The sequence below is a fragment of the Cellulomonas sp. GTC20042 genome, from assembly GCF_055389595.1.
In genome coordinates, this window is the sequence record NZ_AP043678.1 from 1,014,526 (window position 1) to 1,036,822 (window position 22,297).

General features: G+C 74.4%; 19 protein-coding genes and 1 tRNA gene. 10 read left to right on the forward strand and 10 right to left on the reverse strand.

All coding sequences use genetic code 11. The features are described 5' to 3' along the window. The first annotated feature begins 121 nt into the window (after positions 1–121). The 3 genes from ACZ5HG_RS04755 (at position 122) to ACZ5HG_RS04765 (ending at position 3,014) form a co-directional block, all read left to right on the forward strand. Positions 122–2,143 (forward strand): ATP-dependent helicase, encoded by a 2,022-nt coding sequence (locus ACZ5HG_RS04755; protein WP_464180723.1) that lies wholly within the window; start codon positions 122–124, stop codon positions 2,141–2,143. A 154-nt stretch (positions 2,144–2,297) separates the two neighbouring features. Next, a complete protein-coding gene (locus ACZ5HG_RS04760; protein WP_464180724.1) occupies positions 2,298–2,507 on the forward strand; it encodes a hypothetical protein in 210 nt (69 codons plus the stop codon). 138 nt (positions 2,508–2,645) lie between these two features. Further along, the gene (locus ACZ5HG_RS04765; RefSeq protein ID WP_464180725.1) at positions 2,646–3,014 is read left to right on the forward strand and encodes a WhiB family transcriptional regulator; all 369 of its coding nucleotides are present in this window, start codon (positions 2,646–2,648) and stop codon (positions 3,012–3,014) included. A 189-nt stretch (positions 3,015–3,203) separates the two neighbouring features. Here ACZ5HG_RS04765 and ACZ5HG_RS04770 read toward each other — a convergent pair whose 3' ends face one another. Continuing rightward, positions 3,204–4,184, reverse strand: coding sequence for a thiamine biosynthesis protein ThiF (locus tag ACZ5HG_RS04770; protein ID WP_464180726.1), 981 nt, complete (start codon positions 4,182–4,184; stop codon positions 3,204–3,206). 124 nt (positions 4,185–4,308) lie between these two features. After that, entirely contained in the window at positions 4,309–4,467 is a 159-nt protein-coding gene (locus ACZ5HG_RS04775) for a DUF5679 domain-containing protein (protein WP_464180727.1), read from the reverse strand. 260 nt (positions 4,468–4,727) lie between these two features. Between ACZ5HG_RS04775 and ACZ5HG_RS04780 the strand changes: the two genes are divergently transcribed. Continuing rightward, positions 4,728–5,270, forward strand: coding sequence for a SprT-like domain-containing protein (locus ACZ5HG_RS04780; RefSeq protein ID WP_464182103.1), 543 nt, complete (start codon positions 4,728–4,730; stop codon positions 5,268–5,270). A gap of 1 nt (position 5,271) precedes the next feature. Here the strand turns inward: ACZ5HG_RS04780 and ACZ5HG_RS04785 are convergent, their stop codons facing one another. Continuing rightward, a complete protein-coding gene (locus tag ACZ5HG_RS04785) occupies positions 5,272–6,711 on the reverse strand; it encodes a zinc-dependent metalloprotease (RefSeq protein WP_464180728.1) in 1,440 nt (479 codons plus the stop codon). Between the two features lie 166 nt (positions 6,712–6,877). Here ACZ5HG_RS04785 and ACZ5HG_RS04790 point away from each other — a divergent pair, with 166 nt between their 5' ends. Then, complete coding sequence (locus tag ACZ5HG_RS04790; RefSeq protein WP_464180730.1) at positions 6,878–8,008, forward strand: YlbL family protein; 1,131 nt, start codon at positions 6,878–6,880, stop codon at positions 8,006–8,008. Positions 8,009–8,035: 27 nt separating this feature from the next. Here ACZ5HG_RS04790 and ACZ5HG_RS04795 read toward each other — a convergent pair whose 3' ends face one another. After that, positions 8,036–8,608: a PPA1309 family protein gene (locus tag ACZ5HG_RS04795; RefSeq protein WP_464180732.1), complete on the reverse strand. Its 573-nt coding sequence runs from the start codon at positions 8,606–8,608 to the stop codon at positions 8,036–8,038. A 109-nt stretch (positions 8,609–8,717) separates the two neighbouring features. Here ACZ5HG_RS04795 and ACZ5HG_RS04800 point away from each other — a divergent pair, with 109 nt between their 5' ends. Continuing rightward, positions 8,718–11,756, forward strand: a complete 3,039-nt coding sequence (locus ACZ5HG_RS04800; RefSeq protein WP_464180735.1) for a UPF0182 family membrane protein — start codon at positions 8,718–8,720, stop codon at positions 11,754–11,756. 212 nt (positions 11,757–11,968) lie between these two features. Then, positions 11,969–12,042 (forward strand) — tRNA-Met (locus ACZ5HG_RS04805). A 189-nt stretch (positions 12,043–12,231) separates the two neighbouring features. Here the strand turns inward: ACZ5HG_RS04805 and ACZ5HG_RS04810 are convergent. After that, positions 12,232–12,789, reverse strand: coding sequence for a helix-turn-helix domain-containing protein (locus ACZ5HG_RS04810; protein WP_464180737.1), 558 nt, complete (start codon positions 12,787–12,789; stop codon positions 12,232–12,234). 76 nt (positions 12,790–12,865) lie between these two features. On the opposite strand from ACZ5HG_RS04810, the gene ACZ5HG_RS04815 reads away from it, so the two are divergent. Then, positions 12,866–14,491 carry an FAD-dependent oxidoreductase gene (locus tag ACZ5HG_RS04815; protein ID WP_464180738.1) on the forward strand — a complete coding sequence of 542 codons (1,626 nt, stop codon included), beginning with the start codon at positions 12,866–12,868 and terminating at the stop codon, positions 14,489–14,491. Between the two features lie 28 nt (positions 14,492–14,519). Here the strand turns inward: ACZ5HG_RS04815 and ACZ5HG_RS04820 are convergent, their stop codons facing one another. The 5 genes from ACZ5HG_RS04820 to ACZ5HG_RS04840 all read right to left on the reverse strand — a co-directional run bounded on the left by ACZ5HG_RS04820 (position 14,520) and on the right by ACZ5HG_RS04840 (position 18,836). Beyond that, a complete protein-coding gene (locus ACZ5HG_RS04820; protein ID WP_464180740.1) occupies positions 14,520–15,761 on the reverse strand; it encodes a Dyp-type peroxidase in 1,242 nt (413 codons plus the stop codon). Beyond that, on the reverse strand, positions 15,761–16,309 hold the full coding sequence (locus ACZ5HG_RS04825; protein ID WP_464180741.1) for a copper chaperone PCu(A)C: 549 nt from the start codon (positions 16,307–16,309) through the stop codon (positions 15,761–15,763). Before ACZ5HG_RS04825 ends, ACZ5HG_RS04820 begins: the two co-directional genes overlap by 1 nt. 32 nt (positions 16,310–16,341) lie before the next feature. After that, positions 16,342–16,953: a copper resistance CopC family protein gene (locus tag ACZ5HG_RS04830; RefSeq protein WP_464182104.1), complete on the reverse strand. Its 612-nt coding sequence runs from the start codon at positions 16,951–16,953 to the stop codon at positions 16,342–16,344. Positions 16,954–17,082: 129 nt separating this feature from the next. Next, positions 17,083–17,751: a hypothetical protein gene (locus ACZ5HG_RS04835; RefSeq protein ID WP_464180742.1), complete on the reverse strand. Its 669-nt coding sequence runs from the start codon at positions 17,749–17,751 to the stop codon at positions 17,083–17,085. Between the two features lie 86 nt (positions 17,752–17,837). Beyond that, positions 17,838–18,836, reverse strand: a complete 999-nt coding sequence (locus tag ACZ5HG_RS04840) for a LacI family DNA-binding transcriptional regulator (RefSeq protein ID WP_464180743.1) — start codon at positions 18,834–18,836, stop codon at positions 17,838–17,840. A gap of 181 nt (positions 18,837–19,017) precedes the next feature. Here ACZ5HG_RS04840 and ACZ5HG_RS04845 point away from each other — a divergent pair, with 181 nt between their 5' ends. Together ACZ5HG_RS04845 and ACZ5HG_RS04850 are read left to right on the forward strand one after the other, a co-directional pair. Next, positions 19,018–20,895 (forward strand): glycoside hydrolase family 127 protein, encoded by a 1,878-nt coding sequence (locus tag ACZ5HG_RS04845; RefSeq protein ID WP_464180744.1) that lies wholly within the window; start codon positions 19,018–19,020, stop codon positions 20,893–20,895. Positions 20,896–20,933: 38 nt separating this feature from the next. After that, positions 20,934–22,226 (forward strand): ABC transporter substrate-binding protein, encoded by a 1,293-nt coding sequence (locus ACZ5HG_RS04850; protein ID WP_464180746.1) that lies wholly within the window; start codon positions 20,934–20,936, stop codon positions 22,224–22,226. Positions 22,227–22,297 lie beyond the last annotated feature (71 nt).

The window sequence follows — 22,297 nt, forward strand, 5'->3', positions numbered from 1 at the left end:
TCATCCCTCCGCACGACGAGCGGGCGTCGAGCCGTCCACAGGCAGGTCCGCGGTCCGGCCCCTGGGGACGACGGGCCCGGGCGCACGGAGGTGTCGGCGCGGGGTGCGAGGATCGGGGGCGATGTCTCCCGACGACCTGCTCGACGCCCTCGACCCCGACCAGCGGGAGGTCGCCCGCGCGCTCACCGGACCGGTGTGCGTGCTGGCGGGTGCCGGCACCGGCAAGACCCGCGCGATCACCCACCGGATCGCCTACGGCGTGCGGTCCGGGGTGTACGCGCCCACCAGCGTGCTCGCCGTGACGTTCACCGCGCGGGCCGCGGGGGAGATGCGCACCCGGCTGCGCGACCTCGGCGTCGGCGGCGTGCAGGCCCGCACCTTCCACGCCGCCGCGCTGCGCCAGCTCCGCTACTTCTGGCCGCGCGTGGTCGGCGGGCCGCTGCCCGAGCTGCTCGCGCAGAAGGCCCCCGTGGTCGCGGACGCCTGCCACCGGCTCGGCCTGTCCGTCGACCGGGTGTCCGTGCGCGACCTCGCGTCCGAGATCGAGTGGGCCAAGGTCTCGCGGATCACCGCCGAGGACTACGTGCGTGCCGCCGCCGACGCCGGCCGCCCGGCCCCGGCCGGTCACGACCACCAGGCGGTCGCTCGGCTGATCACGGCCTACGAGGACGCCAAGGACGCCCGGCACGTGATGGACATGGAGGACATCCTCTGGCTGCTCGCCGGGATGCTGGTCGAGAACGGCGCCGTCGCCGACGAGGTGCGCGGCCAGTACCGCCGGTTCGTCGTCGACGAGTACCAGGACATCTCGCCGTTGCAGAAGTTCCTGCTCGACCAGTGGCTCGGCGGCCGGGACGAGCTGTGCGTCGTCGGCGACCCGAGCCAGACCATCTACTCCTTCGCCGGGGCGACGCCGCACTACCTGACCGCCTTCACCGCCGAGCACCCGAAGGCCTCCGTGGTCCGCCTCGTGCGCGACTACCGCTCCACCCCGCAGGTGGTCGGCCTCGCCAACGAGGTGCTGCGCCGGGCGCCCCGCGGGGCCGTGCGGTGGGAGCCGCTGGAGCTCGTGGCGCAGCGGCCCTCCGGCGGGCCGGTGCGGTTCGCGGTCTACGACGACGACGAGGCCGAGGCCGCCGGTGTCGCCACCCGCGCGTCCCGGCTGATCGCCGCCGGCACCCGCCCCAGCGAGATCGCCGTGCTGTACCGCACCAACGCGCAGTCCGAGGCCTTCGAGCAGGCGCTCGCGAACGTCGGCATCGGCTACGTGCTGCGCGGCGGGGAGCGGTTCTTCGCCCGGCGCGAGGTGCGGGACGCCGTGGTGCGCCTGCGCGGGGCCGCCGTCGCCGCCGAGCCGGACACCGCCATGCCGGAGATCGCCCGGGACGCGCTGCGCTCCGCCGGCTGGTCCGAGGAGCCGCCCGCCGCGCGCGGGGCCGCCCGGGAGCGCTGGGACGCGATGCAGGCGCTGGTGGCGCTCGCCGACGACCTGACCGCCTCGGCCGCCCGTGACGGCCGCACCGCCACCATGGCCGACCTGATCGCCGACCTGGACGAGCGCGCCGCCGCCCAGCACGCCCCCACCGTCGAGGGCGTCACCCTCGCCTCCCTGCACGCCGCCAAGGGCCTGGAGTGGGACGCCGTCTTCCTCACCGGCCTGAGCGACGGGCAGGTCCCGTGGATGGCCGCCGAGACCGCCGCCGACCTCGCCGAGGAGCGCCGGCTGCTCTACGTGGGGATCACCCGCGCCCGGCAGCACCTCGAGCTGTCCTACGGCCGCGCGCGCACGCCGGGCGGACGCGCGTCCCGCCGCCGGTCCCGGTTCCTCGACGGGCTGTGGCCGCAGGAGGGCCGCGCCCGGTTCGGCGACGGACGGGCGCGCGCGGTGCCGCGGTTGACCGGCGAGGCCGACCCGGTGCTGCTGGAGGCGCTGCACACCTGGCGCACCGATCTGGCCCGCGCGACGTCGAAGCCCGCGTACACCGTGCTCGGCGACGCCACGCTCGCCGCCATCGCCGAGCTCAAGCCCGCGTCGGTGCCGGAGCTCGCCCGGGTGCAGGGCATCGGCCCGGCGAAGATCGACAAGTACGGCCCGGACCTGCTCGCGCTGGTCGCCGGGAAGCCGCGCGCGACCGACGGCTGACAGCCCGACGGGTGCCTGCGGGAAACTCGTCGAGAAACTTTCGAATAATCGGTTGTGCGTCCCGTGGAGCGCCCTCTACGGTGACAGAGTCCTGATGGAGGGCCGCGCTGTGCCGAGAGGCCGCGGGCCACGATGCGTGAGGAGGTGGAGCGCTGTGAAGAACCTGACATACGAGCTGGGCGTGATCGCCCTGCCGTCCCACGCGTCCACCTTCGGCACGATCCAGGGGATCGCTCTGCCCGGCGGCAAGCGCCGCTCGCAGGGCCTGTCTCGTCCCGTCGGCGGCGGAGCCATGCTCCGTCTGCGTGGCACCGGCAGCCCGAAGCACGCTCCCGACTCCGCTGTGAGGGGATCGGTCATCTGAGTCGATGACCTGAACCACCTGGCCGCGGAGTCCACCGGATCCCGCGGCCTTCGTCTTTCCTCCAGCAGCTGTCTGGGGAGGAGCGAGTGGCGCGGATCCACGCCACTCGCTCAACCCGCAAGACATCAGGAGGACACCGTGCGGCTCACCACGCTGCTCGACACGGTCGACCAGGCCGGATCCGGACCCTGGCCCCCCATCGCCCCCGCCGACCAGGCGACGTCCGCCGTGCCGTCGCTGCCCACGAAGGACCAGTTCGACGCGCTCGTCGCCGGTCTGATCCCCTGCCGGTCCAACGACCCGGAGCTCTGGTTCGCCGAGCGCACCGCCGAGGTCGAGGCCGCCAAGGCGCTCTGCCGGCAGTGCCCGCTGCTCGAGGGCTGCCTCGCCGGTGCCCTCGACCGCCACGAGCCCTGGGGCGTCTGGGGCGGCGAGGTGTTCGTCGGCGGCGAGGTCGTGGCGGTCAAGCGCGGCCGGGGGCGGCCGCGGAAGAACCCTGCGGCCTGACCGCCGGGGCGGCGGCACGTCCGTCGTCCCGGCGGTCGGCGTCCGGCGTGCCCGGTCCACGGCCGGCTCGTCCCGGCCTCCGGGCACGGCGGTCCCGCTGCCCGGCCGGCGACCTCGCGGCGCGCACCCGCGCCCCGACCGACCCGTCCACCGGCGCCGGCATCCCTGCCCAGGGGTGCCGGCGCCGACTCATGCCGGCAGGTCGGCGCAGCCGCACGCCGGGTGCGCCGGCCACGACTCGCGCACCGGCACGGCGCGGGGCAGCGCGATCGTGTACTGCGCCCCGCGGGTCGCCGGGGGCTCGCCGTCCAGGTGCGCGAGCACCTCGGCCACCACGATCCCGCCGGTCACGGCGGCCAGCGCCGCGGTCGCCGCGCAGGACGTCCGACCGGCGCGCGAGGCGGCGGTGAGCTGGGCGAGCACCACGGGCCACGCCGGGTCCGCGTCGGCGCGGTGCAGGTCGAGGCAGCGCAGGCAGGGGGAGCGTCCGGGCTCCACGAACGGCCCGACGAGGGCGTCGGCGGCGCGCAGCACCACGGGCAGGTGCGGCACGTCGGCCGCGAGCAGGGCCAGTCCGCGCCCGGTGTCGACGGCCTCCTCCGCGACGGTCACCACCACGTCGGGCGGCATGCCGCCGGGCCGGCCGATCCGGGTGCGCGGGGCGGCCTCCCGCACGACGCGCGCGACCACGTCGGCGCGGGGCGATCCGCGGTCCGCGGGGGTGACGCCCGCGCCGGGGTCCTCGCCGGTCACCGGACGGTCGTCGTCCAGCAGCAGGGTGCCGACACCGGCCAGCGCCAGGCCGGTGGCGACCTGCGCGCCGACCCGGTCCAGGCCGACGACGCCGACGGCCGCGACCGCGCGACGGCGCAGGACGCCGCCGGCGTCCCCGTCGGGGCGCAGCAGGCCGGCGACGCGGACCTCCGCGCCGCTGCCGGGTGCGGGCCACCGGCCCCGCGCGCCGCCGGGGTGCAGCAGCCCGCCGGTGCCGAGCAGGTCGATCACCCCGGGTGGCAGCCAGCCGTCGAGCACCTGGTCGGACTGCCGGAGCAGATGCTCGACCGCCCGGCGGGGCAGCCCGTCGACGCGCACCGACCAGCGGGGGTCGGTGCCGATCTGCACCTCGTCGGTGCTGCGGCGCAGCACGCGCAGCCCGCCTCGCAGCCGCATGTGGTCCCCCTCGCGCTCGGTCCGTGGACTCGACCACGGTGGCACGCGGAGGGACGCCGGCGACCGTCGTCCACAGGCCGGATCGGCCGACCGGGCCTGTGGACGGCTCGACGCCGCGGAAAGATCAGGCCTTGCCGAGGATCCGGTTCAGCCGGGTGCCGCACTCGGGGCAGGTGGCCTTGGCCATCCGGCGTCCCGACTCGGAGACGACGACCTCACCCTCGGCCTGGCGCTTGTCCTTGCACTTCACGCAGTAGAACTCGCCGGCGTAGGTCTCGGCCATGGTGTCTCCTCGCGGTTCGTGGCGGCGTCCGCAGGCCGGGGCGGCACGCGGGCGAAGGCCCCAGTATCACCGTCAGGGCCGCGCCGTGCGGGTGGTTCGGCGCCCGATCCTCGGCCACGTCCGCCGGAAACCGCCGCGGACCCGCTACCGTGCTGCGCGTGCAGCCCTCGAGCGAGCACCACCCGAGCACGGACGGACCGGCGGGGACCGGTCGGTCCGGGGCGCGCGGTGCCCGCACCGAGGCGGACGGCCCGGTCGAGGTGCGCCGCTCCCGCCGTCGCTCGCGCACCGTCACCGCGTACCGCGAGGCCGACCGCACCGTGGTCGCCATCCCGGCGGGTTTCACCCGGGCGCAGGAGCGCGAGTGGGTGCGCCGGATGCTGGACCGCCTCGCCACGCAGGAGCAGCGGCGGCGCCCGTCCGACGAGCAGCTGGCCCGGCGCGCCCGGGAGCTGTCCGACCGCTACCTCGGTGGGCGCGCGGTGCCGACCAGCGTGCGCTGGTCCAGCAACCAGGGCCGGCGCTGGGGGTCGTGCACCGTCGGCGAGGGCAGCATCCGGCTGTCCGACCGGCTGCGCGGCATGCCGTCCTGGGTGACCGACTACGTGCTGCTGCACGAGCTGACCCACCTGCTGCACGCCGGGCACGGCCCGGAGTTCTGGGCCGAGCTGGAGGCGTACCCGCGCACCGAGCGGGCGCGCGGCTTCCTCGAGGGCTACGCCTTCGCCGAGCGCGCGGCCGGCGAGGAGGAGGTCGGCGACGGCGAGCCGCCGGCCGACTCCCCGGAGGGCACCGCGGGCTGACTCAGCCCTGGTCCGGCCGCTGCTCCCCGGAGCCGTCGGCGCTGTCGTCCGGCCTGTCCGACCCCAGGATCTCCGCCAGCGCGCGGTCCAGGTCGGCGTGCTCGTCCGCAGCGGCGGTGCGCCGGGCGGCGTAGCCCTGCGGGTCGTCCAGGTCCTCGGCGGTGGGCAGCAGGTCGGGGTGGTCCCACACGGCGTCGCGCGCCTCGGCGCCCTGCTCGCGGGCGATCCGCGACCACAGCGCGGCGGCGTCCCGGGATCGACGCGGGCGCAGCTCCAGGCCGACCAGCGTGGCGAAGGTCTGCTCGGCGGGCCCGCCGGCGGCACGACGACGCCGGATCATCTCGCGCAGCGCCACCGTGTGCGGCAGGTGCGGCATCGCGGCGGCGGCGGTCACCTCGTCCACCCAGCCCTCGACCAGCGCCAGCGCGGTCTCCAGCCGGGCGAGCACGGCCTTCTGCTCGTCGGTGGTGTGCGGGGCGAACACGCCGGAGGACAGCGCGCCCTGCAACGCACGGGCGTCGGTGGGGTCGATCGCGCGGACCGACTCCTCCAGGCTCTCGATGTCGATGGTGATGCCGCGGGCGTAGGCGTCGACGGCGCCGAGCAGGTGGCCGCGCAGCCAGGCGACGTGCGTGAACAGGCGGGCGTGCGCGGCCTCGCGCAGGGCGAGGAACAGCCGGACCTCGTCGATCGGCACGTCCAGGCCCTCGGCGAAGTCGGCGACGTTCCAGGGCACCAGCGCGGTGGCGGGCTCGGCGACCAGCGGCAGCCCGGCGTCGGTCAGCCCGAAGGTCTCGCGGGACAGCGACCCGGCCGCCTGGCCGACCTGCATGCCGAACACCAGCGCGCCGAGCTGGCGGACCATCTGCTGCGGGTCGACCGTGCCGCCGCCGAGGATCGGGGGCAGGCCCTCGCCGCCCTCGGGCAGCTGGCCCGCCAGCGTGCTCGCCAGGGCGGTGGACATCGAGGTCGCCACCGGCTCGGTGAGGGTGCGCCAGGTCGGCAGGGTCTGCTCCACCCACTCCGAGCGGGACAGCGCGCGCACCGGCCCGCCGGCGGGCGGCAGCTCGGTGGCGGCGTCCAGCCACAGCTCCGCGACGCCGAGCGCCTCGGTCACCTGGCGGGACTCCTGCGGGGTGAGCGAGGGGTCGCCGCCGGTCACCGCGACCTGACGGGCCACGTCGTGCGCGACGTCCCAGTTCACCGGCCCGCTGCCGCTGGAGGACAGCATCCGCTGCACCTGCGCCATCACCTGGCCGAGGGCGGCCGGGTCGGCGGGCAGCCCGGACGCGGCGGCCATGGCGGCGGGGTCGAGACCCTGCTCGCGCATCTGGCGCAGCGCGTCGTCGGCGTCCGCGCCGAACATCTGGCGCAGCATCTGCTCCCAGGCAGCGCCGTCAGCGGGGGTCGGCTCCTGGCCGGTGGGGTCGTCGGTGCTCATCGGTGCTCCCGGGGCTCGTCCGTCGTGCGCCCACGGTAACCACAGCGGACGGTGCACCCACCCGGTGAGGGCTGCGGGTTCGCTGAGGGCGCAGGTGTGTGAGGAAAGGGTGCGCCGATGACCGTGCGTCCAGGTGCGTGCCAGGTGCGTGCGGCATGATCGTCCGGTGCACGAGCAGCCCGATCCCGTCGCCCCCGCCGCCGACCCCTTCCTCGTCGAGCCCGAGCCGCCGCGACCGGTGACCCGGCGCGCGGTGGTGCTGTCCGGCGCGATGCTGGCGACCGCGGTGCTCCTGGTGGGGGCGCTGCTGCTGCCGGTACCCTACGCGGTGAACTCGCCCGGCCCGACCCTGGACACCCTCGGCGAGCACGACGGCGAGCCCCTGATCACGATCAGCGGCGCCGAGACCTACGACTCCACCGGCGAGCTGCGGCTCACCACCGTGTCCAGCACCGGCGGCCCGGGCTACCCGTCCAGCGCGCTCGGCGTGCTCGCGGGATGGATCAACCCGTCCAGCCGGGTGCTGCCGGTCGAGGCGGTGTACCCGCAGGACGCCACGCAGGAGCAGCTCGACCAGCAGACCCAGGCGCAGATGGTCTCCTCGCAGGAGAACGCCACCGTCGCCGCGCTGGAGGAGCTCGGCTACACCGTGCCGGTCACGCTCACCGTGCACGACACCGTCGAGGGCTCCGGCGCCGCGGGGATCGTGCACGCCGACGACGTGCTGACCTCCTTCGACGGCACGGCGCTCACCTCCTACGGCCAGCTGATCGACCTGCTCGACAGCACGGACCCGGGGAGCACGGTGGCCCTGGGCGTGACGCGGGACGGCCAGGAGGTCGACCTGCACGTCGTCACCGGCGAGCGCGAGGACGGCGGCAGCCAGCTCGGCGTCTACATCGACCCGACCTTCGACCTGCCGGTGGACGTCACGATCAAGATCGACCAGATCGGCGGATCGAGCGCGGGCACCATGTTCGCGCTCGGGATCATCGACAAGATGACCCCGGAGGACGAGGCGGACGGCCAGGTGATCGCGGGCACCGGCACCATGGACCTCAACGGCGCGGTCGGCCCGATCGGCGGGATCCGCCAGAAGATGGCCGGTGCGCTGCGTGACGGCGCGTCCTGGTTCCTCGCGCCCGCCGACAACTGCGACGAGGTGGTCGGTCACGTGCCCGACGGGCTCACCGTCGTCAAGATCGCCACCCTGCACGAGGCGCGCGAGGCCGTGGTCGCGATCGGTGCCGGCGAGGCCGCCGACCTGCCGACCTGCACCGCCTCCGACGCGGGCTGATCGCCCCGCGTCACCGGCCGTCGGCGGTCAGGCGAAGGTCGCGCGCAGGGCGTCGACCAGGCCGGGCACCACGTCCGGGCCCTGGCCCACGGCGATGTCCGCGTCCTCGGCGCGGGTGCGGACCGCGCACCAGCCCTCGCCGGAGCGCAGCACCCCGGCGGCGATCCGCACGTCCTGGCGCTGCGGGTGCGCGAGCAGCGCGGCCAGCGCGGCATCGGGATCCGTGGGCAGGTCGGCCTCGGCCTCCGGCGGGAGGATGATCCGCTCGACCGTGATCGCGGCGCCGTGCACCCCGTCCGGCCAGGCGATCGACGCCAGCAGCCCCTCCAGGTCGTCGCTCGCCGGCAGCCCCTCCTGCTCGACCGAGGTCAGGTGCTCCGGGTCCGCGGCCGCGGCCGCCAGCACCTCCGGGGGCAGCTGACGGGCCAGCGAGGGCTCGGCGTCCAGCGCGGCGGCGGTGCGCACCAGCGCGAACACGCGCACCGGGCCGTCCCAGCCGCCGGTGGCGACGTGCCGCTCGATCTCGACGACCGCCTCGGCGAGGGCGGCGGTGGCGGGGGAGAGGTCGGGCACGGCGGGGCCGTCAGCAGGCGAGGTCACGGGTCCCATGATCCCACCTGCTGGAGGTGGCCTGTGGGAACCTGTGGGGAGCCTGGCACGTTGTGACCTGCATGCGTGACCCGTACCCGACGACGAGGACCCAGACGCCGTGACCTTCGCCAACCCGTCTGCCCGACAGCCGCGAGGGCCCAGGCCGCCGCGGAACACCCGCCCGGCCGGTGCGCGCCGGCGCCGCAACCCGCTGGTCGTGACCGTCGTCGTCCTGGCGCTGATCGTGCTCGCGGTCCTGCTGCTCGCGCAGCTGTGGACCGAGGTGCTCTGGTTCGACCAGCTCGGCTTCCGCAACGTGCTGCTCACCGAGTGGGGGACCCGCGCGGCGCTGTTCGTCGCGGCCTTCCTGATCATGGGCGGCGCGGTCTTCGCGAGCCTGGCCGTCGGCTACCGCACCCGCCCGGTGTACGCGCCCTCGGACAAGGAGCAGATCAGCCTCGACCAGTACCGCGAGGCGATCGAGCCGCTGCGCAGGGTCGTGATGATCGCCGGGCCCGCGGTCCTCGGCATCTTCGCCGGCATCGCCGCCCAGCAGCGGTGGAGCACCGTCCAGCTCTGGATGAACAGCACCGAGGTCGGCACCACCGACCCGCAGTTCGGCATGGACCTGTCGTTCTACCTGTTCCAGCTGCCCGGTCTGAAGTTCGTCGTCGCCTTCCTGCTGACGATCACCGTGCTCGCCGGGATCGCCGGCATCGCCACCCAGTACCTGTACGGCGGCTTCCGGATCGGCGGGCCCTCGGGCAGCCAGCGGATGACCCGCGCGGCGCGGGTGCACCTCTCCTCGATCGCCGCCGTGCTCATGGTGCTGATCGCGGCGAACTACTTCCTCGACCGGTTCTCGATCCTCAACCGTGAGGGCGACCGGTTCGCGGGTGCCTCGTACACCGACGTCAACGCGGTGATCCCGGCCAAGAACATCCTGGCGATCATCGCTCTGCTGGTCGCCGCGATGTTCGTCTTCACGGCGATCCGCGGCACCTGGCGCGTCCCGGCGATCGGCGTCGGCCTGATGGTGGTCGGCGCGATCGTGATCGGCGGCGTGTACCCGGCCGTGATCCAGCGGTTCCAGGTGAACCCGAACCAGCAGGACGCCGAGGCGCCGTTCATCGAGCGCAACATCGACGCCACCCTCGACGCCTACGACCTGCGCGACGTGCAGATCTCGTCCTACGACGCCGAGACGACCGCCGAGCCCGGCGCGCTGCGCGAGGACGCCGAGACCACCGCGTCGATCCGCCTGCTCGACCCGCAGGAGGTCTCGCCCTCCTTCAAGCAGCTCGAGCAGATCCGCTCGTTCTACTCCTTCCCGGACACCCTGTCCGTCGACCGCTACGAGATCGAGGGCGAGAGCCGGGACACCGTGATCGCGGTCCGCGAGCTCGACCTCGAGGGCCTGGACGCCACCCGTCGCAACTGGACCAACGACACCACCGTGTACACCCACGGCTACGGCGTCGTCGCGGCCTACGGCAACACCACCTCCTCTACCGGGGCGCCGAGCTTCTGGGAGGGCGGCATCCCGTCCTCCGGCGAGATGGAGGACTACGAGCCGCGGATCTACTTCGGCCAGACCTCGCCCACCTACTCGATCGTCGGCTCGCCCGACGACCAGGAGTGGGAGCTCGACTACCCGGACGACGAGTCCGGCGGTGCGGTGAACACCTCGTTCCCGACCGACGAGGTCTCCGCCGGCCCGGAGATCGGCTCGCTGTGGAACAAGCTGCTCTACTCGATCAAGTTCGGCTCCGAGCAGATCCTGTTCTCCGAGCGCGTCACCGATGAGTCGCAGATCCTCTACGACCGTGACCCGGCCGAGCGCGTGCAGAAGGTCGCCCCGTACCTGACCCTCGACGGCCGTGTGTACCCCGCGGTGGTCGACGGCCGGGTCAAGTGGATCGTGGACGGGTACACCACCTCGGACCAGTACCCCTACGCCGCCTCCCGCTCGCTGGAGGACGCCACGCAGGACTCGCTGACCCAGACCTCCACCAGCATCGAGGCCTTGCAGCCGGCGACGGTCAACTACATCCGCAACTCGGTGAAGGCCACCGTCGACGCCTACGACGGCTCGGTCACCCTGTACGCGTGGGACGCCGAGGACCCGGTGCTCCAGACCTGGAGCAAGGTCTTCGACAACACACTGCGGCCGGTGTCCGAGATCTCCTCGGACCTGATGAGCCACATCCGCTACCCCGAGGACCTGTTCAAGGTGCAGCGGACCCTGCTCGGCCAGTACCACGTGACCGACGCGGGCCAGTTCTTCTCCGGCAACGACTTCTGGCGGACCCCGGACGACCCGACCTCGTCGATCGACGGCGTCGCCCAGCCGCCGTACTACCTGACCCTGGAGATGCCCGACCAGGACGCCGCCAGCTTCTCGCTGATGTCGACCTACATCCCGTCCGGTGCCAACGCCCGTGACGTGCTCACCGGGTACCTCGCGGTGGACGCCGAGGCCGGCAGCACGGCAGGGGAGCCGGCGGAGGGCTACGGCCAGCTCAGGCTGCTGGAGCTGCCACGCGACTCCACGGTGCCCGGGCCCAACCAGATGAACAACAACTTCAGCTCGAACCCGGACGTCTCCAACGAGCTGAACATCCTGGCCCGCGGCGACTCGCAGGTCATCCGCGGCAACCTGCTCACCCTGCCCGTCGGCGGCGGTCTGCTCTACGTGCAGCCCGTCTACGTGCAGGCCGCCACCGGCACCCAGTTCCCGCTGCTCCAGCGCGTCCTGGTGGCCTTCGGCGACCAGATCGGGTTCGCCAGCACCCTCGACGAGGCGCTGGACCAGGTGTTCGGCGGGGACGACGGCACGGCTGCCGGTGACGCCGGCAACGAACCCGCACCGGTCGACCCGGGCACCGACGAGGGCACCGACGACGGGACCACCGCCCCGGACGACGGCGCGACCGCCGCGCCGACCACGCCCGACGACGGTGCCACCGCCGACGCCCGCACCCGCCTGACCGAGGCGCTCGACGCCGCCAACCAGGCGTGGCAGGACGGCCAGGCGGCGCTCCAGAACGGTGACTTCGCCGCCTACGGCGAGGCGCAGGACCGTCTGGAGGCGGCGCTGGCCGACGCGGCGGCGGCCGACCAGGAGATCAACGGGTCGGGCTCCTCCGGGGGCTGATCCGCGGGTCCGCGCACGCGCACGCGACCGGGGCCCGGTCTCTCCTGCGGGGGAGGCCGGGCCCTCGTGCGTGCGGGGGCGGTGCCCGGGCGTGCGCGGCTCGGGGCGGTGTTCGCGCAGGTGGGAGAGGTGCCGAGGAGGTGGTGTGACCGGCGGCACGTCGGGCGGATTTGGTCGTCCGGGGTGGCGTGGCGTAACGTGGTGTTCACCGACGCGGGGTGGAGCAGCTCGGTAGCTCGCTGGGCTCATAACCCAGAGGTCGCAGGTTCAAATCCTGCCCCCGCTACACAGTCCGACGAAAGTCGGAGACGAAGGCCCGGACCAGACGGTCCGGGCCTTCGTCGTTCCGTGATCCTGCCAGCCCGCGCTGCCAGGGCTGTCGTGCGTGCTTCCGGGGGTGTCGGTGAGCGCCGCGAGCAGCCCGCGCTGCTGGCTCGTGCGCATCGTGCGTCGCTGCCTCGGCGTGACGCGTGGCTCACGTCCGCAGGTGCGCGCGCTGCCCCTCGCGGTCGACGATCTGGATCAGCTCCGCCGGCCCGTCGATCGCGGTCATCGCGTGCGGCGTCATGGTGGAGAACTCGGCGGCCTCGCCCGCGTGCACGTCGATCTGCCGGTCGCCGAGCCACAGGCGGACCGATCCCTCGAGGACGACGAACCAGTCGTAGCCGGGGTGCACGCGCTGCTCGGGGCGGTCGTGGCCGGCCTCGATGCGGGTCTTGACGGCGAGGGTGCGGCCGTCGGCGCGGCTGAGCGGCCAGGTGGTGCGGCCGTGCTCCTCGTGCCGGACCGGGCGGATCACCACGTCCTCGTCGCCGGGGACCTCGAACAGGGAGTCCAGGCTGATCTGGAGCGCGGACGCGAGCGGCACGAGCACGTCGAGGCTGAGGGTGCGCTTGCCGGTCTCGACGCGGCTGATGGTGGACGGGCTGAGGTGGGTGCGTGCCGCCAGATCGTCCAGCGAGTAGCCCAGGGTGGTGCGGATGCTGCGCAGGCGGGTGCGTGCCAGGCGCTCGATCTCGGTTCCGTCGCTCACGGTCCTACGGTCGCGCGATCTTGCGAATAGTGCAAGAGGACATCCGGAATGCGCCAGATCGGCCTACGGTGGTCGCATGACGCACACCTCGCAGGGCCACGCCGAGCACGACCACCACAGCCAGCCGACCGTCGTCCGCCGCTGCGACGTGGCGATCATCGGTGGGTCTGCCGCCGGGCTCGCCGCCGCGCTCCAGCTCGTCCGGCAGCGCCGGTCCGTGGTCGTGGTGGACGACGGCACCCCGCGCAACGCCCCGGCGGCGCACATGCACGGGTACCTCGGGCGCGAGGGCAGCCCGCCGGCGGAGATGCGGGCGATCGGCCGGGCGGAGGTCCGCTCCTACGGCGGCGACGTGCTGGCCGGGCAGGTGCGGGCGGTGCGCCGGGAGGACGACGGGTTCCACCTGGACCTGTCCGGCGGGCACGGCCTGGTGGCGCGCCGGGTGCTGGTCGCGACCGGGATCGTGGACGAGCTGCCCGACGTCGAGGGGCTGGTCGAGCGGTGGGGGCGCGAGGTGTTCGGCTGCCCGTTCTGCGAGGGGTGGGAGGTTCGGGACCGGCGGGTGGTGCAGATCGTCGCGACGCCGATGGGCCTGCACCCGACCCCGCTGGTGCGGCACCTGACCGACCGGCTGACCGTGGTGCTGCACGACGCGACCGGGATCGACGCCGACGCGGTCGACGGGCTGGTCGCCGCGGGGGTCCCGGTGGTTCGGTCGATGGTGCGGCGGATCGTCGACGACGGGGACGAGGGCGTGCTGGTCGAGCTGGCGGACGGGAGCGTGCTGCCCGCCGACGCGATCCTCACCGGGGGCCGGTTCCGGCCGCGCGTCGAGATGCTGGCCGGGCTCGGCGTGACGACGATGCCGCACGCCAGCGGGCTCGGCGACGTGATCCGGGTCGACGCCACCGGGCGGACCAGCGTCGAGGGCGTGTTCGCCGCCGGGAACGTGGTGGACGCGTTCACGCAGGTGCTGCCCTCGGCGGCGGCCGGCAGCGGGGTCGGCGCGCAGATCGCGTTCAGCCTCGCCCACGAGGACCTGGCCGTCGGCGGGCGGATCTCCGGCGCGGAGCGGGAGTGGGACGGGCGCTACGACGGCGACGACCACGTATGGAGCGGCAACCCCAACGGGACCCTGGTGGCCGAGGTGCAGGGCCGCACGCCCGGCCGCGCGCTCGACGTGGGCGCGGGCGAGGGCGGGGACGCGATCTGGCTGGCCGAGCAGGGGTGGCAGGTGACCGCCTCGGATGTCTCCGGCAACGCGCTCGCGCGGATCCGCGCCGCGGCTGCCCAGCGCGGGGTCGAGGTGCGCACGCTGCACCGGGACGCCAACACGCCCGCGGCCTACGGCGACGACGTCTACGACCTGGTGTCGTTGCAGTACGGGTCGTTCCAGCGCACCCCCGAGCAGCGCGGGCTGCGCAACCTGCTCGGCGCGGTCGCCGTCGGCGGCACGCTGCTCGTCGTCAGCCACGACCTGTCCTGGCTCGACACCCCGCTCGACCCCGCCGAGCAGACCCGGATGTACGACCCGGAGGCCTACGTCGGGATCGACGACATCGCCGCGGCGCTGTTCGCCTCGGAGGAGTGGCGGGTCGAGGTGCACGAGACCCGGCCGCGACCCGTCGGGGCGGCCAGCACGCACCACGTGCACGACGTGGTGCTGCGCGCAGTGCGGCTGGCGGACGGCGAGCAGGGCTGAGCCGCGGCGCCCCGGCTCGACGCCCCGATCAGGTCAGCAGCGTCTCCCCGACGAACCCGCCTTCGGCGCACCCGGGCGGGATGACGAAGACGGCGGAGCCGATCGGCGTCGTCCACTGGTTCAGCAGGTCGAGCTCGTCCAGCCGGCGTTGCAGCGGCACGAACTGCGCGTCGACGTCGGCCTGGAAGGACACGAACAGCAGCCCCGAGTCCGAGATCGCGCCGTCGGAGGGTGCGGCGTCGTAGTTGTAGCCGCGCCGGACGATCCGCTGGCGGGTGTCCTCGGAGCGGGCGCGCCGGATGTGCGAGAACTCCGGGATCACCGGGAAGCCGAGGGCGGTGGTGGCGTCGAAGTCGGGCTCGTCGTGCTCGGCGGTGCCGGTGAGCGGCGCCCCGTTCGCCAGGAACCGGCCGGTGGACTGCTCGCGCCCGGGGCGGTCGAGCTCGTCCCAGGTGTCGAGGTTCATCGCGATCCGGCGCAGCACCAGTCCGGTGCCCCCGGCCAGCGGGCCGTCGGCGATCCACACCAGGTCGTCGAAGTCGGCGGTGCCCGGCTGCGGGTTGACGGTGCCGTCGACCTGCCCGAACAGGTTGCGCATCGTGGTGCCGGAGGCCTCGGAGCCGCGCGAGCGCCGGAACCCGGGCTGGGTCCACCGCACGTCGGCGAAGGAGCGGGTGTCCTTGAGCAGCATCCGCAGGGCGTGCGCGACGGTCATCGGGTCGTCGGCGGCGACCTGGATCAGCAGGTCGCCGTGGCTCCAGGCGTCCTGCAGCCGGTCGATCGTGAACGCCGGCAGCGGGCGCAACCAGGTGGGTGCGGCCTCGGGGGAGGCACGACGCACCAGCTCGGGGCCGAAGCCGAAGGTCACCGTGAGCCGTGCGGGCACCACGGCGAGCTCGGGCTCGGAGTCGGCGAGCGCGGCCCGTCCCTGGCTGAGCCGGGCGGCGTCGTCGGTGAGCAGCTGCATCATCCGGCGCAGCGCGTCCCGGTCGGTCGTCGGGTGCAGGTCGAGGGCGACCAGGGTGGCGTGGGCCTGCGGGGGCGCGGTGGCGATGCCGGCCTGGTGGGCGCCGTGGAAGGGCACGGTCGCGGTGCCGTGCAGCGCCTCGGGGGCCTCGGGGGCCGGGTCGGCGGGGGTGTCCGCGCGGCGGCCGAGGGCGTCGGCACCGACCGCTGCGGCGGCGCCGACACCGGCGACGGCCCCACCGAGGAGGAGCTGCCGCCGGGTCGGTTCGCCGCGACCGGCCTGCGGGGTCCGGTCGCGGGGCATCAGTGGTCCATGTCCATGTCGCCCATGTCGTCGCCCTGGTAGCTCTCGTTGGCGCCGGAGTAGTCCTTGGCCGGGGCGGTGAACTCGAACGTCGAGTCGTCGGAGAAGGTCAGGGTGAAGGTGACCTCGTCGCCGGCGCGGATCGGGTCGACCAGGTCCATCAGCATGACGTGGTTGCCGCCCGGTTCCAGGGTCAGCGCGCCGCCGGCCGGGATGGTGAAGCCGCCCTCCTTCTGCTGCATGACCATCGCGCCGCTCGCGTCGGCGACGGTCTCGTGCAGCTCGAGGGCGGTGGAGGCCGGGCTGGTCACCGCGACGACGGTGACGTCGGCGTCGCCGGTGTTCTCGAGCTCGCCGAAGGCCGCGGACATGCCGGAGTCGGCCGCCTTGACCCAGGCGTCGTCGATGGTGACGGACTCGCCGGCGGTGGCGGCGGGTGCGGTGGTGCTCGTCGCGTCGTCGGACGCCGCGGCGTCGGAGGAGCCGCAGGCGGACAGCGCCAGGACGGCGACCAGGGCCAGGCCGGGCAGGGTGTGACGTGCGTGCATGGGGTTCTCGATCCGTGGGAGTCAGGGAGACGTCAGGCGACGTCGTCGGAGGAGGGGGTGCGCCGGTCGCGGCGGCGGACCGCCAGCACCAGCGCGTAGAGGGCGACCGCCCCGGCGGCACCGCCCGCACCGATCAGCACCGTCCTCCACGGTCCGACGCCGGACCTGGGGGTGCCGGGCGCGGCGTCGGCGGCGTCGGTGGCCGCGCCGGAGGGCGTGGTCGTGGCCGGGGCGCCCGAGGCGCTCGCGGTCGGCGCGGTGACGTCGCCGACGGTGAACGGCACCGCCCCGGAGATCGCGTGCCCGTCGGAGGACACCACCCGCCACCGCACCTCGTACGCGCCGTCGCCCAGGCCGTCCGGGACCGGGGTGGTGACCACCGGTCCGTCGAGCGTCGGGTCGTCGGTTCGCCAGGTCTGGCCGGTGCCGGTGTCGGCCAGCACGACGACCGCGCCGACCTGGAGCAGGTCGCCGCTGAACTCCAGCCGGATCGTCTCCGGCAGGGCGTCCAGGTGCTCGCCGTCGCCCGGGGTGCTGCTGAGCAGCTGGTCGTGGGCGGAGGCGGAGGTGGTGCCGGTCAGGACCAGCGCGGTCAGCAGGGCTGCCGCCCCGGTGGTGCGGGCGAGGGCGCGCCCGATACGCATGATGAGCACGGGTGGCTCCGGTCGGTCGGGTCCGCCCGCGCACGGCACCGGGCCGGCGCGCACGGGCACGCCGACGGCACCTGCGCGGGCGCGAGCGGTCGGGCGAGCGCCGACCGCGGTCGACCGGCGCTACGGGGCGAGCGGTGCCGGGGCGCGCGGCGGCCCGCGACGGACGACCTGGGCCGCGGTCAGCAGGACGCCGGTCGTCGGCACGTCGCCGCCGGCCAGGAGGGTGCGGGCGCGTCGCGGGGTGCCCGTCGGGGCGGACGCGGGGAGGGCGGGCAGCAGACGCAGCGCGACCCGGCGCAGCGCGGACGCGGCACGGTGCAGCGCGACCTCGCCGGAGCGCAGCAGCACGATCGTGACCAGCCCGGCCAGCAGGTGCGCGACGGTCATCGGGCCGTCGGCGTGCAGCGCGTGACCCGAGCCGGTCAGGGTGTCGAGGGCGGCGGCGTGCCCGGCGTGCGGGTGGCCCGCCGACCCTGTCGTGCCGTCCAGGGTGCTCGCCGCGCTCGGCCCGCCCGCCGCGCCCAGCGTGAAGAGCAGATGGAACAGCGCCTGGCTCAGCGCGACCGACAGCACCAGGCGCAGCCGCGGCAGGCGGAGGCCGGACACCACGGCGCACACCGGGATCGCCAGCAGCAGCGGGACCAGCACCCCGGCGGGGCCGGGGACGGCGCCACCGGCGGCCACGTGGCCGGCGAGCGCGACCGCGACCGCGGCGCTCGCCACGGCGGCTCCCCGACCGAGACGCGTGGCGCCGTCGGGCGCTAGCACGTCGTCGTCGCGGTGACCCATGACCTTGATCCTAGGTGGCGCGGCAGGGGTGGCGATGCGGTTCGTCGCCGTGGCGCTGCCCGAGGGCGACGGCCCGCGACCGCGCGCTACACCGACCCGCGCTCCACCACCCGCCGCGCGGCCACCAGCACCTGCGCCTCGCCGGTGCCCTCGCCGAGCCGCCCGACCAGGCGCTCCACGGCTGTGGTGGCGATCCATCCGCGTCCGGAGTCCAGCGTGGTCAGCGGCGGGAAGGTCAGGGCGGCCTCCTCGACGTCGTCGAAGCCGACCACCGAGGCGTCCTGCGGGACGTGCAGCCCGCGGCGCTGCATCTCGTTCAGCGCGCCGATCGCGAGCGCGTCGTTGAAGCCGAACACGGCGTCGAACGGGGTGCCGGCGTCGAGGAGCGCGCCGATCTCGGCGGCGCCGGAGGTGCGGCTCCACGGGACCGGGCCGATCAGCAGCCGCTCGTCGACCGGCACGCCGGCCTCCTCGTGGGCGCGGCGGTAGCCGGCGAAGCGCAGGGCGGCGGCGGTGGGGGTCGCGGAGCGTTCCATGCCGAGGGCGACGACGCGCCGACGCCCGCGGTCCAGCAGCAGGCGGGTCATCTCGTAGGCGCCGTCCTCGTTGGCGACGGTGAGCACGTCGAACCGGCCGCCGTAGGCGCAGTCGCCGATCAGCACCACCGGCACGTCGAGGGTGGCCGCCTCGATCTCCTCGGCGTCGAGCGCGAGGGGGTGGAACAGCAGGCCGTCGACGTAGCGTCCGCGCTCGCCCCGGAGCAGCGCGAGCTCGCGGTCGTGGTCGCCGTCGGTGACCTCGACGACGAGGTTGAGGCCGCGCTGCTGGGCGGCGGCGACGACGGCCTGGGCGAGCTCGGCGAAGTAGGGGTGCGCGATCTCCGGGACGGCGAGGCCGATGGTGCCGGTGCGGCCGGAGGACAGGTTCCGGGCCGAGATGTTCATCCGGTAGTTCAGCGCGGCGACGGCGGACTCGATGCGGCCGCGCGTGTCGGCGGTCATGTACGGGTAGCCGTTGAAGAAGTTGGAGACGGTCTTCTTGGACACGCCGGCCAGGCGCGCGACATCGGCCATCGTCGCAGCCATGTCTCCCCTTCGGCGTGTGTGCGGGACGGCGGTCGCCCGGCGGTCGGTGTGGACCCGCCCGACGATAGCGAACCGCCCGGCCCGGTCGTCGGTGAACCCTTGACACCGTAGTGCACCGGTGTACTGTTCTCGCTTAGTGCACCGGTGTACTACGCCACATGCTTGCTCGACGAGGAGAACCATGGCCCGCACCCAGAGCCGTCTCGCCGCACCCGCGGTGCCCGACGCGCCGTCCGCCCGCCGCCCGACCGACCTGCGCCGCGTGCGCCTGGACGGCGGGTTCCTCGGGGACTGGCAGCGCGTCAACCGCGAGCGCACGCTGCCGCACTGCCTGGCCCGGCTGGAGCAGACCGGCGTGCTGGACAACCTGCGCCGGCTGGTCGGCGAGAGCGCCGCGGCGTTCCGTGGCCCGCTGTTCGCCGACTCGGACCTGTACAAGACGGTGGAGGCGATCGGCTGGGAGGCCGCCCGGGGCGAGGACGTCACGGACCTGCTGCCGTTCGTCGACGAGGCGGTCCGGCTGCTCGCCGCGGTCCAGCAGGAGGACGGGTACCTCGACTCCTACTACCAGGGTCCGCACGCGGGGGAGCGGTTCACCGACCTGATCGAGAGCCACGAGATGTACAAGCTCGGGCACCTGGTGCAGGCGGCGGTCGCCTGGGCGCACGCCGGGCGCACCGACCTGCTGGACGTCGCGCTGCGCTACGTCGAGCTGGTGCACGCCACCTTCGGCGAGGGCGGGCGCGAGGACCTCGACGGGCACCCCGAGATCGAGACCGCGCTGGTCGAGCTGTCCCGGATCACCGGCGATCCCCGGCACCGTGCGCTCGCCCGGCGGATGCTCGACCTGCGCGGCCGCCGCACCATCGGCCGGGGCCAGTTCGGCAGCCACGCCTACTACGTGGACCACGTGCCGGTGCGCGAGGCGCGCGAGGCCGCCGGGCACGCGGTGCGCCAGCTCTACCTGCTGGCCGGGGTGGCGGACGTCGAGCTGGACGAGCCCGGCGCCGGCTACCGCGAGGCGCTGGACGCCGTGTGGGCGAGCGTGCACGAGCAGAAGATGTACGTCACCGGCGGGCTCGGCTCACGGCACCGCGGCGAGTCCTTCGGCGACCCCTACGAGCTGCCCGCCGACCGCGCGTACTCCGAGACCTGCGCCGCCATCGCCAACCTGCACTGGAACTGGCGGATGCTGCTGCTGGACGGCGACCCGCGCCACGCGGACGAGATCGAGCGCGGCCTGTACAACGCCATCGCGGTGTCCACCTCGGTGGACGGCACGGCGTTCTTCTACTCCAACCCGTTGCAGCTGCGTCGCGGTCACACGCACGAGGAGGACGCCCCGTCCACCCGCCTCGACTGGTACGACTGCGCCTGCTGCCCGCCGAACCTCGCGCGCCTGCTCGCCTCGATCAACGCCTACGTGCTGACCGAGTCCGCCGACGCGGTGCAGATCCTGCTCTACGCACCGGGCACCCTCGACCTCGGCGACGGCGTCACCGCGACGGTCCGGACGCAGTACCCGTGGGCCTCGCGGATCCGGGTGGACCTCGACGCGCCGATGGTGCGCACCCTCCAGCTGCGCGTCCCCGGGTGGGCGTCCGGCGCCACGATCGCGGTCGACGGAGGTGCCCCGGTCGCCGTCGCGCCGGGCTTCGTGGACGTCCCCGCCGGTGCGCGGTCGATCGACCTGGACCTGCCGATCGAGCCGGTCGTCGAGCGGGCCCACCCGTGGGTCGACGCGGTGCGCGGCACCGTCGCGCTGCGCCGCGGGCCGGTCTACTACTGCCTCGAGGAGGCGGACCTGCCCGCGGGCGTCCACCTGGAGGACGTGCTGGTCCCCGCCGCGCCGACCGCGACCCCGGGACCGGTCGACCCGGTGCTCGGCGTCCCCACCCTCGACGTCCAGGACGCGCGGGTCCGGCGGCCCGACCCGGCGCTGTACCGGGCCGGTGCCGACGCCCCGACCGACGCGCTCGGGACCGTCCGGGCCATCCCCTACTTCCGGTGGGCGAACCGCGCCCCCGGGGCCATGCGCGTCTGGCTGCCCACCACCTGAGCAGCCGGCGAGCCCCGCACCCTACGAGAGGACACGCAATGAGGCGTCACACCACCTCGCTCGTCGCGGTCACGGCTGTCACCGCCGTGATCGCCCTGGCCGGCTGCTCCGGATCGGGACCGGGATCGGACGGATCGTCGTCCGGCACCGTCAGCGTCTGGACCCGCGACTCCCAGGCCACCTTCATGACCGCGCTCGCCGAGGAGTTCAACAGCACCCACGACGACGTCCAGGTCGAGGTCACCGTCGTCCCGTCGGCCGAGTTCGTGCAGAAGTTCGGCACCGCCGCCGCCGGTGGCAACGCCCCGGACGTCGCCTCGATGGACCTGGTCTACACGCCGTACTTCGCCTCCGTCGGCGCGCTGGCCGACATCAGCGACCAGGCCGCCGGGCTGCCCTACCTGGACGACATGAGCCCCGGGCACCTGGCCCAGGGGCGGTACGAGGGGAAGACCTACGCGCTGCCGTTCTCCGGCGACGTGTCCGTGATGTTCTACAACAAGGACCTGTTCCGGGCCGCCGGTCTGGACCCCGAGACCCCGCCGGCCACCCTGGCGGAGGTGCAGGCCGACGCCGAGGCGGTCGCCGCGCTGGGTGACGGGACCTACGGCTTCGCGTTCTCCGGGGCGTGCGGCGGCTGCAACATCTTCTCGATGACCCCGTACGTCTGGGCGAGCGGCGGCGACGTGCTCGCCGACGACGGCACGCAGGCACTGCTGGACAGCCCCGAGGTCGCCGAGACGCTCACGATGTACCGCGAGCTGTGGCAGGGCGGCGCGATGCCGCAGCTGGTGCAGTCCGACAGCGGGTCGAACGCCGGTGACGCCTTCACGCAGGGCAAGGTCGGCATCTTCAACTGGGGCGACTTCTTCATCGGGTCGCTGACCGACCCCACCGAGGGGGCCGACTTCGACTGGGGGATGGCGCTGATCCCGGGGACCGAGCCCGGGCAGAGCGCGTCCTTCGCCGGCGGCGACACGATCGCGATCACCACCGGCGCGAAGAACCCCGAGGGCGCCTGGACCTTCCTGGAGTGGGTCACCGGCGACGACGGGCAGGCGGTGATCGCGGAGAACGGCGTCATGCCGACCCGCCTCGACCTGCTGGACAGCCTGTACGTGCCGCAGGACGAGCGCTACCAGGTGTTCGCCGACGCGCTCGCCGTCGGCCGGGTGCCGTTCAGCACGATCGAGAACGAGCTGTTCAACGACTCCAACGGCGTCTGGTCGACCCTGATCCAGGAGGCCGTGTTCGGCTCCGGCACGGTCGCGGACGCGCAGGCCAAGGCCCAGGCGACGGCGCAGGGCCTGCTCGACGAGGCCAACGGCTGATCCACGACACGCGGGTGGGCGGCCCCGGCGCCGTCGTCGGCGGCCGCCCACCCGACCGGAGGACTTCCTGA